Genomic DNA, 14321 nt, shown 5'->3' with positions numbered 1-14321 from the left:
TTGATGGATAAAAGCATTTGCTGATGTCAACACTATACTATATTATTTAATTCTGACACATTTTGCCTAATTTTTTAGTCAACTTATTCCATGTATACGTCAAATACTTGTAGTTTTGTATGTACTTATATAGGTTTGTCTAGTAAATTGTCAACTTAGGACAAGCTCATCCCAGCGGTTACACAACTTACAGTATGTAGCAAGTATCAAGGTAGCAGTAGCAATGATAGAGCCTGAAAACAAACTATTTGCCCCCAATGATGGTTGGAATGGTTTAGACACAAAAGAAGAACAACGCATCAGAGTATTGTTAGACTTGGGTTTACGGCAACCAGAAACAATTCCGGTATTTGAAGAAGCTACTCAAACAGCTGCTCACTTTTTGGCAGCAGAAATTTCTATTTTGGGATTTATGGACCAAGAAGTTCACTGGTTCAAATCATCAGTGGGTTTATCAAGATTAGGTCTCATGAATGATCTAGCACAAAAACGTCAATTATTACGACGGGATTCTTTTTGCTCTCAGGTGGTAGAAAATTCTCAAACATTAGTTATTAATGATACAAAAGCAGCAATAAATACACCAATATCTACCAGTAAGTTAGTCCAAAAATATGGCATCCGTTCCTACTTGGGAGCGCCATTAATTGATGCTTCAGGATACTGCTTGGGTGCATTGGCAGTCATGAATCGTCAGCCACGCAATTTCACAGATCGAGAAATTGAGTTTTTGCAAATCATTGCTCGTTGGTGCATGAGTGAATTTGAACGCAACCGATTGTTGCAAGGTCAATTCCAAAAAAGCACTATTACAAGTATTCCCAGTACAAGTATTCCCAATACAAGTATTCCTAGCTTGCCATTCCCAGAAGAACAGTCAATTGACTGGGAAATCGCACCACCCATTCTAGAAAATACTTCTAATTCTACTCAGCAACTGAAACTAGAACTCTTAGGCCAACTAACTCAAGAATTGCGTACACCCTTAACATCCGTACTGGGGATGGCTGGTGTTCTGGCACGTGAAATTTATGGGCCTTTAACAACAAAGCAGCGAGAATATCTAGAGATTATCCAACACAGTGGACGCTACTTATTGTCTTTAGTCAATGAAATTACCGAACTAGGAACATTAAGTGATAATTCTAATGTGCTGAACTTAGCTCCTGTAGATATTGAAATGCTGTGTCAACAAGCTATCAACACTCTATCAGAAGTGGCTGTCCGTCGGAATCAAGAAATTCGCTTGTCTATAGAACCAGGACACAATCGCATTTGGCCTTTAGATAAAGATAAGGTGCGACAAATTTTGTATAACCTGTTGTTTAGCATTATTCAACTTTCTACTACGGGTAGTATTGTTCGTGTTCATATTTCTTATAAAGAAAATACGCTCTGTATTACTATTTGGGTTTCCCATCCCTGGTTAGGAGTAGGAGATGGAAACGGTGAAATTGACTCTTATTTACGTCTTGATTCTTTGTCCATATCAGAAATCTTGGGTAAGTCTGAAAAGTATGATTCTGATTTAGAAAATAAGAATAATGCCCCAGGAAATTGGGAAAAGTCAGCCAATTTGATTGAGCAGCAATTAGGAATCTTGGTTGATAGATCAGATAAGGATTTAGGTAATACTTCTGTGAATCTGTCTCGTGAAAAACTGGGTTTGTTACTCAGCTGTCAGATGGCAGAACTACATGGCGGCCAAATTTCCATCCAAGGTTCTCCAGAATCAGGATATCGCTATGTAATTTCTTTGCCACTGCCAACGGCTAATTCCGCTAAATAGTGACTGGGGACTGGGGACTGGCAACTGGGGAAGAAAATTTTAGATTTTAGATTTTAGATTTTAGATTGGAATTGACAAAAACAATCCAAAATCCTTTCATCCAAAATCCTTTCATTGAATTACCAATTACCAATTACCAATCACCAATCACCAATCACCAATTACCAATTACCGGATTAAGATCAAGGCTAAGTTCTACAATTAGGTGCTAGTTGATCACAACCTTGTTTATGAATTTAGTCTGGCAAAGATTGACTTTATCCTCTGTACCGCTCAGAGAATATCTGGATACCAGTTACCTGCATCGGTTGATGGTGGGGATTTTACGTCCTTGGCGACAAACCAGTATTTTAATGCAGTGGGGAGATCCGATAGCGGCTGCTCTACTTAGTCTTATCTATGCTTTTGCACCTTTTGTTTCTAGTACCCTAATCGGTTTGCTGCTTGTAGCTGGCGTGGGGTTATGGGTGCTATTGACTTTATCTGATGATACAAGTCTGACAAATGCCGCTTCGGTCACGCCAATTCATCTGCTAGTTTTGCTCTATTGGTTTATTGCTGTGGCAGCTACAGCTTTATCACCAGTGAAAAAGGCCGCGTTGAGTGATTTGGTAACGTTAACACTCTATTTATTGCTTTTTGTTCTATGCGCTAGAGTTCTCAGAATTTCCCGTTTGCGGTCTTGGTTGATTACTCTTTACTTACATATATCTCTGATTGTCAGTGTATATGGAATTCGGCAATGGTTTTTTGGCGCTAAAGCATTGGCTACTTGGGTTGATCCAGAATCCAGTTTGGCTAAAACTACCAGGGTTTACAGTTATTTAGGTAATCCTAATTTATTAGCTGGTTATTTACTACCAGCAGTTGTTTTAAGTTTGGTGGCTATTTTTGCTTGGCAAGGTTGGATTAGGAAAGCTTTAGCACTAACAATGTTTGTTGTTAATACAGCCTGTTTGGTTCTTACTTTTAGTCGTGGGGGCTGGATTGGTTTGGTGGTGGGGCTTTTGGCTGCAATGGCATTGTTGGTTTATTGGTGGAGTGTGGCAATGCCACCTTTTTGGCGCACTTGGTCATTGCCAATTATTGTAGGGGGTTTGATTGGGGTATTGGTGTTGGCGGTGATTTTTGTTGAACCTGTACGGTTGCGAGTTTTTAGTATTTTTGCAGATCGTCAAGATAGTAGTAATAATTTTCGCCGCAATGTCTGGGATGCTGTTTTTGAGATGATCCGCGATCGCCCCATTATTGGTATCGGTCCTGGTCACAATTCTTTCAATAAAGTTTATCCTCTTTACCAACGTCCCCGTTATACTGCTTTGAGTGCCTATTCAATTTTCCTGGAGACGGCTGTAGAAACAGGTTTTTTGGGTTTAGCTTGTTTTCTGTGGTTAATAATTGTCATCTTGAATACGGCATTTATGCAAATGCACCGTTTCCTAAACTTGAGAAGTAAAGATGGATTTTGGTTAATTGGGGCGATCGCAACTTTGCTTGGTATGCTCGCTCATGGCACAGTAGATACTGTCTGGTATCGTCCTGAAGTTAATACCGTTTGGTGGTTAATGGCTGCTTTAGTCGCCAGCTATTGGACTCCTTTAACTCCTCAAATAAATCAAGTCCACCCAGAACCGACAGCCTAAGCTAACAATTTTGGATTTTAGATGTTTTGCTTATGAAACACTTACTCATAATCCAAAATCTAAAATCTAAAATCTAAAATTTAAAATCCAAAATCTAAAATCCAAAATCTAAAATTGATGTTGATGTTAGTCTCTGTAACTGGTAGCTCCTGGTGCATTAGGATCACGATAACGAGTTGGTTCTTCTCCACGCTTTTTACCGGCTAAACCAGCTAAACCCAACAGGCCAATTAATCCCAGCCAACCCCAATCAACATCGTTACGATCATAATAAACAGTCCTGTCTGGTACAATGTCTGTTCTAGGTTGAGTCACTTGGGCTTGTGCGGGTAAATTTAAGAGTACAATTCCCATTGTCAGCGTCAGAACTCCAGCGCCAATGGTTTTGGTGAAATTACGTTTCATGGTGAAAGTGCCTTATACCGACTCGGATATTCACCAATGTATCTATTCCTCCGATTTGCCAAATCAATCTGCGGCTATAATCTAGAGTTGGCTGTAAATCAGGCTCAGGGTATATTTAGCTAATAATTTTTCATTGCTCGTTGAATATCACGCTGATCTTGACGGCGTTTGAGGCTTTCCCGCTTGTCGTGAATTTTCTTCCCTTTACATAAACCGATGCTGACTTTTACCCAGCCGCGTTTCAGATACATTTTCAACGGCACTAAGGTTAAACCCTGCTGTTCTACTTTACCAATTAGCTTGCGGAGTTCTTGCCGATGCAGCAGTAATTTACGAGTCCGACGCGGTTCATGATTAAAATATTGTCCACTAGAGGTATAGGGAGAAATATGTACATTTATTAGCCATGCTTCACCATTGCGAATCAACGCATAGCCATCCTGGAGATTTGCTTTACCAGCACGTATTGATTTGACCTCCGTACCTGCCAGCTGTATTCCCGCTTCGTAGGTTTCTAGGATTTCATACAAATAACGAGCTTGGCGATTGTCGCTAATTACTTTATAACCTTCGTTTTTGTCACTCATTGAAAATCTGCTTTATGTTAAATATTGCTTAGTCGTTTTACTTCGTTGTTTAAAACATTTGTAATTTGAATAATGAATTTCGACTAATTGAATTTTACATTATATTTTCTATTTAATTCAGCCTATTATTATAACATTATTAAAATTTAAAATAACATTAAATTTTATGAACACTTCCTAAGCATATAATAGCAAAATATTGAGTAAGAAAAATGCTAGGGGTGTACTGTCCATGCCCTTGAAGATCCTTGTAGTGGATGACGACCTCGGCACTCGTCTGTCTATCAGTGATTATCTTGAACTGTCCGGCTATTCGGTGATCATGGCTGATGACGGTCAAGAGGCTTTGTCTATGGTGGAAAAGAACCATCCTGATTTGATGGTGACAGATATTGTCATGCCAAGGATGAACGGCTATGAACTGGTGCGTCGGGTGCGTCAACAAGCTGAGTTTAGGTTGTTACCTGTAATTTTGTTAACAGCCCGAACCAAAACCCAAGAAAGAATTCTTGGTTATCAATCAGGATGTGATTTATACTTGCCTAAGCCTTTTGAACTAGAAGAGTTAGCCGCAGCTATTCGTAATTTACTAGAGCGATCGCAAATTATTCAATCAGAATACCGCTTCTCTTATCAAGAATGTTTAGATGGGTCTAACCTGATAAAATCAATACACGGACAAAATCATTTATCAACACCAATTGTCAATTCTCAGTTGCTATTATCATTAACTACAAGAGAGCAGGAAGTCTTAGAACTATTGACTCACGGGTTGTCTAACGCCGAAATGGGTAATCAACTACACCTCAGTCCGCGCACAGTTGAAAAATACGTCAGCAGTTTATTGAGAAAAACTTTAACCAGTAATCGCGCAGAACTGGTGCGGTTTGCCATCAAGCATGGTCTTGTAGAGTAGTTCAGGAGGCAGGAGGCAGGGGAAGAAAAGATTTTTACCAGTCACCAGTCACCAGTCACCACTCACCAGTCCCTGATCACATATTCTAGCAGACCTGAACAAGCATCTATAAGGAGGTCTATCACCTGATTAAATCCTTCTGTTCCGCCATAATAGGGGTCGGGAACTTCCTTGAGATCGTGTTGAGAGCAAAAATCACACATCAAACGGACTTTATGGTGATATTCTCCAGAACGGTCAACAGCGAGAATATCTTGATAGTTATCCTTATCCATCGCCAAAATTAAATCAAACTCTTGAAAGTCTGATTTTTGAAACTGACGAGCTTGCCCAAGTAGTTTAATTCCTAACTTAGCAGATGCAGCAGCATTCATGCGGCGGTCAGGTGGACTACCAATGTGATAACTAGAAGTACCAGCAGAATCACAGTAAATTTTATTGTTCAGATCAGCTTGATCAATCAGATGATTCATGATATTTTCTGCCGAAGGCGATCGACAAATATTACCAAGGCAGACAAATAGTAACTTGTAAGACATTTTTCGGGGTTAATCCTTTTAGGGAAATGATGTAATCGAATATGTAATAAACTATGATCAAATAGCGCAATAAGTCAAGATTTATATTTAAATAAACATCCCACAATCTGGATCAATAAAGGTATTTTGATGATTTTTATTAATACAGCGGATTCCTTGGTTATGAGGTACATTATAGCCCCCTCATTGCTGGCGGAGATGGGATTTTGTCAATAAGGCATTATATCAACATTCCCTCAAAAGTGCAGTCATAGAAATGGGATTGCGAGAATCTGCTAGATTAGTTTTAACTCTCCAAGAAATTCAACATTGTTGGGGTGAAGGTGCAGGTTCTCAAGGATGGGAAAAAATCAGAACATACCTAATTTATGACTTGGAAGATACGAAATTAATTGCTGATAAATTAGTTCCTTCCTATTACTATGAATCGCTGATAGTACCAGGTATGAATTTACAACAATTATCGCTCACTGGTAATGGTACTAACCCAAGTTGCTAGTTATGAGGAAGAGCGATCGCTAGGGTGAAGTTTGGGAAATAAATGGGTCAATAAAGTAATAACCCAAGTTGCTAGTTATGAGGAAGAGCGATCGCTAAGGCTGTACTTTGTGAAGGCAGTGGGTGAATAAAGTAATAAAATCCCCTCCAGTCAGAAAAAAAGGAGGGGTGTATGTTAAATGGGCATTGCATAAATGCGGGATGTTTTTTGTGTGTAGAGACGTTCCATGGAACGTCTCTACAAGGGGTTTGAATATATGCAATATTGTTTTCATCCCCAAAATCAGCAACACCGTTAAATGAAATAATTGCCATCTATGCTATCACGGATGACTTGTTGAAAGCGATTGGACATGATGAAGATAGTCGTAGAGTCATGAGTGATGCGGAAAAAGAAATCCACTCGTCAAGATCCTCCTTGGATTCAATATATAAAACAACACACTCGTCATTATATTGAAACCGTATTTAGTTCGATTACAAGTGATTTTCCCAAATCCATTCATGCCGTCACCTATCAAGGGTTTTTACTTAAAGTTCAGGCATTTATTTTTGCCTTCACTCTTCAAGAAGCATTTATCTAATCAGTTTTAATTCATACTTATAATTTTATTATTACTGACAGTTGCTTCTGCATTGCAAAAGTCAATTTTTGATGACTTTCTTTCCAGTTAAATCTCTATCTAAAAGAGAGCATTTTATTACCCGCAACTTGGGTTTTTATACTAAAAACGGGTTACAGCCTTACTATTTAAATCGCTAAGAGTATTGCTATACAAACATTTTTGCCTGGGCAAAAGTCTAGCAATCATCCGTTTTTAGTATACCTAAACTTTAGCAAATTTATTGTTTTTCTCTTCCTTTCCCTCCTCTGCGTACTCTGCGTCTCTGCGTGAGAAACAAAAAAATATCCCCTAAAAACCCAGGGGATATCAAAAACTTGTCCTTTACCCGTCAAAAAGATTATCAACCAGCAACCAACGCTGGCTCTTTTTCTTTCACAGATTGCAACAGTTCAGTATAAAGCGAATCCAACTGACTCGCCACACCATCCCAACTAAACTTACTCATTACTCGTCTCTTACCCGACTTACCTAACTCTGCACGCCATTCAGAATTACCTAAAATTCTATCAATAGCATTACTAAACGCTGCTACATCTTGAGGTGGTACTAACAAACCAGTATTTTCATTCACCACACTAAACTGAAGTCCACCCACATCACTAGCGATCACCGGTGTACCACAGGCCATAGCTTCCACTGCCACCAGTCCAAAAGGTTCATAATGGCTAGGAATCACGCACACATCAGCCGCAGCGTAATAAGTTGGCAATATTTCTTGTTTCAACAACCCAGGGAAAACGGTACACTCACCCATCCCCAACTCGTTAACTATTCCCTCAATGCGATCGCGTTCTCTACCATCGCTATTACCTGGTGTACTTCCCCCACCAATAATTAACTTCAGGTTTTTATCACCAAAAAACTGCGACTCCCGCACCGCACGCACCAAAGTTTCAATACCTTTCCGTGGATCAAAACGTCCCACATATAACACCACCTTAGCATCTGGCTCAATTTCTAATTTAGCTCTCGCAGTTTCTCGATCCACAGAACCAAAGCGGCGAATATCTGTACCACAAGGAATAATATCAATATTTCCTTGTTGAGAAACCAATGTTTTCATGTGTTGTTTTTCCTGTGGACTTGTAGCCACAATTTTTTCTGCTGTTTCTAAAACTTCTTTTTCTACAGCTAAACGTTGACTAGCAACCAAAGGAATATTTTCTATGGTGTTGTATTTGACGATACCTAAAGAATGATATGTATGAACCTGTTTACTTCCTTGGATTTGTTTTAACTGCAAACCTACCCAGCTAGATAGCCAGTAGTTAGTGTGAACCAACTCATATTTAAATCCGTTTTCTTTTTGAAATTTTAATAACTGTTCTACAAATTCTGGCAAATATTTAAATCCGTTATCTCGTGGTACAAATTCCACAGGTCCTGCTGTTAACCGAATGGTTCGACAGCGGGAATTATGTTGAACAATATCTTCTTGTTCAACACTTATTTTCCGGCTAAACATATCAACCTGCCATCCTAGTTGGGATAGTGCTTCACCCACTTGACGGACATATACATTCTGTCCTCCAGCTTCCTCTCTTCCAATTTCAATCGCCGGATCACCGTGGACTGAAATCAAAGCAATGCGTTTGTTACTGGTAGAGTTCATAAGTTGTGTGTTGCTGATTATCACAAGGTAGTTTGGGTTTCCAAGTTTACGCTGTTCACGCTTACCTGAATTCTTTAGAAACTTTGATTAATCTTTATTTTAATTTATAAATGATGATTTCAGGGGTAACTTTTCATCAAATTCACGTATTTTTGTATATTAATATTCAATACCTTTGATAGATGAAATTATATTTTTTTAATACTAATAAAAAAAATATCAATGATATATCAGACATTAATTAATGCAAAATTAATGCTTAATGCGCCGATTAACAAGCATAAAATACGTGAATTTTAAATATTTTTATTCACTGATTGACATTATTTGTTTCCCCCATAAAACAATTATTAATTACTGTTGAATTGACAATTTCGTTTAGCTTACACATCTTTCATCCTCACAATCTTTTTTGGTGAAATTACTTTTTTTAAACTACAGTATTTAAAATACAGTATTGACTTATACTATTATTATGAATTATTTATTTTTGTTAAATAAGCTACAGTTTTGTAAAAAAGTTACAGCAGGGGGCAGAAGGCAGTTCACAGGACTAGGAAGACAAGGAGGGAAAGTGGACAAGGAAGATTTTATACGGACAATGGTTTTTTGACGGACTATTTTTGTGACTAAGAATACAGACTTTGTACGGTTTTCCTCCCTTGTCACCTTGTCCACCAAGTCTTGCCCTGACGACAATGTAAAATACCTACCCTTGTGAGGGGCAGGGGCAGGAGTTTTTTATGTTGGATTTTGGATTGTTTTTGTCAACTCCAATCTAAAATCTAAAATCTAAAATCTTTCTCCCTATTCCCTATTCCCCTTAATAAAATTAAGCAGTGCTGAAGCCAGATTTAGCTTTCAACACTGCTTAATGCCTCTGTTATTGTTGGTTGTTTGCACAAAAAACAGTCCACGAGGGCTGGTGATTTCAGAGAAATTTAGTAGCCTTAGCTACAAAAGAACAACCAAAAATTAAAAATCTCCATCATTTGTGATATGGCTGTAGACAAAGTAGTTAGGACATCAGTTAATCATGAAAATCCCACGAGCAGCGAGTTTTACTCCTGACTCCTGACTCCTGACTCCTGCTATATTTGTGATTTTTAATTTTTAGCACTGGACTTGGAGGATCAGGAGCCGGCAGCAGCTAACATTTGTTTGAGTTGTTCTAACTTATCAGCCCAACGGGGATCTGGACGAATTGCGTCTGAATCAGCTGTGGTAACTGTCTCACGAGATCCACCACCACCACGGCGAGATTTTTTAGATCCTTTTTCACGGCGTTCTTTGTTGGTATTAGGTGCAGGAGTGCTACTACCTTGACTAGCAGCTTTGGGCGCTTGTTCTTCACCTTCATCACCTTTAGTCCGGGGTAATGCCTTTTCTAGTTTAATGGCAGCATCTTTAAACAATTGACCATTATATTTTTCAATAATTTGGTCTGCTTGTTCATCGTTGTTCACCGTTAAAAATCCAAAACCACGACATTTACCTGTTTTGCGGTCTTTAATCAGTTTAGTAGTGACAGCATCGCCTTCAGCCGCAAATACAGCTTGCAATTCTTGACGATCAATTTCTTCTTTGGGCAAATTACCTATGTATAGGCGAACGGACATGAACTATACCTCCAGTGTGGAAATGAAAATGACAAAACAAAAACATTGACTTGGCTTTGGCTTTTAAATAGATGCTATTAACAAAAATCGCCATAAACCAATTTTTTAATGCCAACTATCAAACTATAGTTTCAAACTACATGAACATACAATAAACATACCATGAACATACCATGAACATACATTTATATCATGTTGTTTGTTCTTAGGGAATCACCCCAACAGGGAGAACTATAACGCCCCTATCCCTTGGCTAAACGCTGTCGGGAATACTTTATATTAAAATATTAAACTACCATTAACATCAACAATTTAGATGTTTGTTTACGAGCCGGTAGTAAAGATTTTAATTTAGCTTTTTGTTGATTGTAATAACGATTAATTGACTTGATAATCTGCCCTTTGATTATAACTTGCACAAATCTAGGTTGGTTAGCAGTTAACGCTGCTAGGTTATCTCTGCCTACATTAATCGCTGCAATCGCATCTTGTTTTAAGTCATAATCTAACTCCTCTTTTTCATAAACAACTTCTACCACATCATGGTCAATATTGGGTACATTCCTGACTCGATGCAGACAGAAATAATCTACAACAGTAGGAATGCAAATATGGTTTGGTGATAGATGAATCAAGTCTGCTTTCATTTTCGATTTACTCACGATCTGATCAATATAAACTAATAACTGTCTGCTCTTTTCTTTGTGTTGATATTTGAGTAATTTGTCTCTCTCTAAAAATTCTGGTTTATTTTCTTTATATATCTTAATTGCTGTGAGCAGGTTTAACAAATTAAAATCTAAACCTAATAAATATTTTTTTACTACTTGAGTAGATAAAGCTAGGTCAGCTTGAAAATTCTTTAACTGCTTTTCTCGGAAATTAACATCTAGATATTTATGCTTCAAAATCAAACTTTGGTAAATATAAAAGTTAGCATAACTGTATAAATTTTTAGCACAAAAACATAAATCATCAATCTCCTGTTTATGGGGATAACTTTTTTGAATAATATATCGCTCAATTATTTCCATGATAATCTTAACAATATGCTTGTATACAATCTATAGTGCCTATTACACGGTCAATAGTCACGCTGATAAGTTTTGTAGACCTAGTTGCGGCGCTACTAAATTTATGAATATTAATGCTCATGTTTGTCTATAGATTGGGCGCAATTTTTCAATACCGTTTTTTGTGAGGATGATGCTTATTTAAGACTAAACCGCTAGTATGCCCAGCTAATACCATCTTAATTCTCAGGATTCTCAATTTAATAGTCAACTGTCTACTACAGTAAATGAATTCTTTCCAGCTTTAACCCGCAGAACGAAATACCATCTCTTAACATTATCATGGTATTGCCTACGTAGCTAGTTCAGCACTCACATTTTTGCAGATTGCATTATAGCATTATAGCATCGTAGTATACAATACATTTTTGCACAAGGGGATTTTTGGAAACAAAAACCAGCCATCGGCTGGTCGCTTTCCTGCTGTTTTGGTAAGGATTAAGGGGGATGGAATATTAGCAGTAGCAGAATCACTAACTAAGTTGGGTGACTGAGTTAGGTCAGTTGCTATTAATTTCATGAACAAATGTAACATTATTGAGTTCAAGTTTGCAACGTTTATTTACATTTCCTGGGTTTTAAAGGCAGCAAGTGCCATTATCCGGCTAGAGATTGGGCTGTTAGCATTATATAAGCTCCCCAAGCTTGGGCGATGACGGCTAAAACAGTGGAAAAAATGGGATGGGGACTATTAATAATTGTGCCATTTTCAGTTTCTAGGGTTTGAATGTCGATCCAAGGTGTTACCCCTCTTCGTAACCAACCTGTAACGATAATTTGCCTACCTATCAATTCTTGGGGTGTGGTTTTGAGTTCTAACCCAGGAATATGATGTAGCTTCACTAAACCGATGCTGGACTCTAAAATCAGGTCTTGGGCTAGACAGTTGCTAGTACCTCGACGACCTAACAGTTTACCAATAATACGGACGCTGACGCTATCCAGTGGCAAAACCGAGGGGTTTGTTAATAGCTGCAAAATTTGCTCATCACTGTCTAAGCTCAAAGATTTGATTTCTGGGAAAAAGGCATTTAGCCGCATGACTGTACCAATGCTAAAGCCTATCATTAAGAATCCTGTCACAAATGACCAATCATCATAAATCCATTTCAGGTTAAATAAATGCAAGGTGTATGCACTTTGCCAAGCTAACCAAAACAGTCCTGCTAATGTCAATCCTAAAGGAATGCCCAAAAAGGGGGCAATTTGTAATAAGAAAGATTGTGGTTTAACTTGCAATAACTCTGGATGGATAAAATGTAGTTCTGTTTCTAAATGCCAATGACGAGCAATTTTACACAAACCTTGCAGGCGATCGCCCAATAAAGGATGACTATTATTAATAGTAAACCATTGCCGATAAGGATTGCTATTTTCCCATATTAATAATGATTCCCAAGGTAAATGACCGGCAAGGCTACCTAAACAGAGGCTGTGTTGAAAATCTACTGGGGCTAAAATATTCAAGCTTTCTAATTGCGGACTGGTATGTTCTTGTTTTTTGATATCATCAGCAATACCAATGGTAATTTTCAGTAAAGCACGAATTAACCCATTAGGATTACCTGTAATTTCGGCAGCTTGGCGATCGCTGGCATAAAGGCGAAACCGCGCATTCAGCAAAGTTGTACCCGTCAATAAACACCAAATACCATAACACAAACCCGCCAAACCTGTAGCAGTCCAGCACCAAATTTTCTGCTCACTTTTATTTGCCAAAGTTGAGGCTTGCTGATAAAGTTGATAAATCGGTAAAGTCACCAACAAAGCCAAAGACATCACCCCAAAATCCCAACGGTTAATTTGTCCTAAACCTAAAGCATAAATAGTAGCTATTTCATCATCTGTAAGTTTTGCTAAGAGTCCTTGACTAACAACAATTCTGGCGTTACGAGGTAGATTACCATAGGTGAACATCATCGGTGCTGCTATTGGTAAAATCTGGAATGTGGGAACAGGCCAACGTTTTAGCTGACAAGTACGTTGTGTGATCCTTACTGCTTCCCGACTATAGGTATACAAAATTTCTTTAGATAACGGTTGTTGCTGATAAAATTCTGTTAGTAACCAATCTAACAACCAAGGAGACAGCACCAACAACACCAACAACGGGACTAATATTAAGGTAGTAAAATCACTATATAAAAATGGCAATGGACTAACATAAGGAAGTTTATCTAAAATCTGATTGGTTAAAGCCATTGGTAACTCTAACATGGCGCGTAATACCCAAAACAAAGCCATGAAAGTTGCTAAAGCTAATAATCGGGAAGGTATTAAATTATATTTACGGAGAGGTTGCCATACTTTTGCACGTCTAGCTTGTCGCCAATAAATGCTGGTTGTTTCTGTGGTACTATAGATATTATTGGTATAATTGTTTGATACACTTGCTTGTGGCTTAGTGATTTGAGTAGAATTGACAATATTGTGTGATTGATGATGTGATTTTGATTTGAGTCTTTTTTGTCGTTTAGTTAAATGTTCAAGTGCAACTTTTGCCCATTCTTGAACTTGGGAATTATCACTTTCAATTAAATTTCTGCACAAGGCGATCGCCTTTGATATTTCCCCTGTGTGTGCATAAGACATCACTAAACCAACCAGTGCTTGCAAACGGATATCGCTGTCTTCTGGTTGATTAGCAATAGGCAAAAGTTGAGTTATTGCCGCATAGTAATTTCCCTCTTTGAGAGCAGCTAAACCCGCCTCCAAAGAGGATTTTTCAGATGAAAGCATAGAACTTTTTTTACTCCAATTTCTTCTAGAACACCGATTCATTAATCGTAAGGGCGAAGTTCGGACGGAATATGAACTGGTTTCAGCGATAGGTTATCACCCGAATGCTTCGCCCCTACCAGGTAACAAGAGATTACCTAGCATTACTGAATCGACGCTCTAGGTAAGACACGCTATCTAATTAGAAATTCAACAAATAGATGGGAGTTCCTGAATAAATTCAGAAGTCAGGAGGAGGGGACTGGGGACTGGTGACTGGGGACTGGGGACTGGGG

Annotated in this window: 12 protein-coding genes; 5 read left to right on the top strand and 7 right to left on the bottom strand. The window is 38.3% G+C overall.

Annotated elements, in window-relative coordinates:
* The first annotated feature begins 223 nt into the window (after positions 1-223).
* Entirely contained in the window at positions 224-1789 is a 1566-nt protein-coding gene (locus H5968_RS22785) for a GAF domain-containing sensor histidine kinase (RefSeq protein WP_187041768.1), read from the top strand.
* 230 nt (positions 1790-2019) lie between these two features.
* Complete coding sequence (locus H5968_RS22780) at positions 2020-3432, top strand: IctB family putative bicarbonate transporter (protein WP_187041767.1); 1413 nt, start codon at positions 2020-2022, stop codon at positions 3430-3432.
* Positions 3433-3558: 126 nt separating this feature from the next.
* On the opposite strand, the gene H5968_RS22775 is transcribed toward H5968_RS22780, so the two are convergent.
* Both H5968_RS22775 and smpB read right to left on the bottom strand, forming a co-directional pair.
* Complete coding sequence (locus H5968_RS22775) at positions 3559-3837, bottom strand: WGxxGxxG family protein (protein ID WP_096569131.1); 279 nt, start codon at positions 3835-3837, stop codon at positions 3559-3561.
* 119 nt (positions 3838-3956) lie between these two features.
* Positions 3957-4424, bottom strand: a complete 468-nt coding sequence (smpB, locus tag H5968_RS22770) for an SsrA-binding protein SmpB (RefSeq protein WP_096569128.1) — start codon at positions 4422-4424, stop codon at positions 3957-3959.
* Between the two features lie 232 nt (positions 4425-4656).
* Here smpB and H5968_RS22765 point away from each other — a divergent pair, with 232 nt between their 5' ends.
* Positions 4657-5340: a response regulator transcription factor gene (locus H5968_RS22765; RefSeq protein ID WP_187041766.1), complete on the top strand. Its 684-nt coding sequence runs from the start codon at positions 4657-4659 to the stop codon at positions 5338-5340.
* 62 nt (positions 5341-5402) lie between these two features.
* On the opposite strand, the gene H5968_RS22760 is transcribed toward H5968_RS22765, so the two are convergent.
* Positions 5403-5879: a low molecular weight protein-tyrosine-phosphatase gene (locus H5968_RS22760; protein WP_187041765.1), complete on the bottom strand. Its 477-nt coding sequence runs from the start codon at positions 5877-5879 to the stop codon at positions 5403-5405.
* A gap of 256 nt (positions 5880-6135) precedes the next feature.
* Between H5968_RS22760 and H5968_RS22755 the strand changes: the two genes are divergently transcribed.
* Both H5968_RS22755 and H5968_RS22750 read left to right on the top strand, forming a co-directional pair.
* On the top strand, positions 6136-6378 hold the full coding sequence (locus H5968_RS22755) for a hypothetical protein (protein ID WP_255427228.1): 243 nt from the start codon (positions 6136-6138) through the stop codon (positions 6376-6378).
* A 382-nt stretch (positions 6379-6760) separates the two neighbouring features.
* Positions 6761-6961, top strand: coding sequence for a hypothetical protein (locus H5968_RS22750; RefSeq protein ID WP_228051902.1), 201 nt, complete (start codon positions 6761-6763; stop codon positions 6959-6961).
* Positions 6962-7343: 382 nt separating this feature from the next.
* On the opposite strand, the gene H5968_RS22745 is transcribed toward H5968_RS22750, so the two are convergent.
* The 4 genes from H5968_RS22745 to H5968_RS22730 all read right to left on the bottom strand — a co-directional run bounded on the left by H5968_RS22745 (position 7344) and on the right by H5968_RS22730 (position 14046).
* Positions 7344-8615 carry a glycosyltransferase family 1 protein gene (locus H5968_RS22745; protein WP_096565912.1) on the bottom strand — a complete coding sequence of 424 codons (1272 nt, stop codon included), beginning with the start codon at positions 8613-8615 and terminating at the stop codon, positions 7344-7346.
* A gap of 1133 nt (positions 8616-9748) precedes the next feature.
* Complete coding sequence (locus H5968_RS22740; RefSeq protein WP_096565910.1) at positions 9749-10234, bottom strand: RNA-binding protein; 486 nt, start codon at positions 10232-10234, stop codon at positions 9749-9751.
* Between the two features lie 287 nt (positions 10235-10521).
* Positions 10522-11268, bottom strand: coding sequence for a hypothetical protein (locus H5968_RS22735; RefSeq protein WP_187041764.1), 747 nt, complete (start codon positions 11266-11268; stop codon positions 10522-10524).
* Positions 11269-11904: 636 nt separating this feature from the next.
* Positions 11905-14046 (bottom strand): M48 family metalloprotease, encoded by a 2142-nt coding sequence (locus H5968_RS22730; protein ID WP_187041763.1) that lies wholly within the window; start codon positions 14044-14046, stop codon positions 11905-11907.
* Positions 14047-14321 lie beyond the last annotated feature (275 nt).

The organism is Sphaerospermopsis sp. LEGE 00249, from assembly GCF_014299995.1.
Taxonomy (GTDB): Bacteria; Cyanobacteriota; Cyanobacteriia; order Cyanobacteriales; family Nostocaceae; genus Sphaerospermopsis; species Sphaerospermopsis kisseleviana.
Note: the sequence above shows the minus strand (reverse complement) of the source record. Positions and strands in the feature narration are given on the sequence as shown.

Bases quoted from the DNA above. Each gene is read 5' to 3' on its own strand.
- H5968_RS22785 (WP_187041768.1), top strand. From the start codon at position 224: ATGATAGAGCCTGAAAACAAACTATTTGCCCCCAATGATGGTTGGAAT.
- H5968_RS22780 (WP_187041767.1), top strand. From the start codon at position 2,020: ATGAATTTAGTCTGGCAAAGATTGACTTTATCCTCTGTACCGCTCAGA.
- H5968_RS22775 (WP_096569131.1), bottom strand. From the start codon at position 3,837: ATGAAACGTAATTTCACCAAAACCATTGGCGCTGGAGTTCTGACGCTG.
- smpB (WP_096569128.1), bottom strand. From the start codon at position 4,424: ATGAGTGACAAAAACGAAGGTTATAAAGTAATTAGCGACAATCGCCAA.
- H5968_RS22765 (WP_187041766.1), top strand. From the start codon at position 4,657: ATGCCCTTGAAGATCCTTGTAGTGGATGACGACCTCGGCACTCGTCTG.
- H5968_RS22760 (WP_187041765.1), bottom strand. From the start codon at position 5,879: ATGTCTTACAAGTTACTATTTGTCTGCCTTGGTAATATTTGTCGATCG.
- H5968_RS22755 (WP_255427228.1), top strand. From the start codon at position 6,136: ATGGGATTGCGAGAATCTGCTAGATTAGTTTTAACTCTCCAAGAAATT.
- H5968_RS22750 (WP_228051902.1), top strand. From the start codon at position 6,761: ATGCGGAAAAAGAAATCCACTCGTCAAGATCCTCCTTGGATTCAATAT.
- H5968_RS22745 (WP_096565912.1), bottom strand. From the start codon at position 8,615: ATGAACTCTACCAGTAACAAACGCATTGCTTTGATTTCAGTCCACGGT.
- H5968_RS22740 (WP_096565910.1), bottom strand. From the start codon at position 10,234: ATGTCCGTTCGCCTATACATAGGTAATTTGCCCAAAGAAGAAATTGAT.
- H5968_RS22735 (WP_187041764.1), bottom strand. From the start codon at position 11,268: ATGGAAATAATTGAGCGATATATTATTCAAAAAAGTTATCCCCATAAA.
- H5968_RS22730 (WP_187041763.1), bottom strand. From the start codon at position 14,046: ATGCTTTCATCTGAAAAATCCTCTTTGGAGGCGGGTTTAGCTGCTCTC.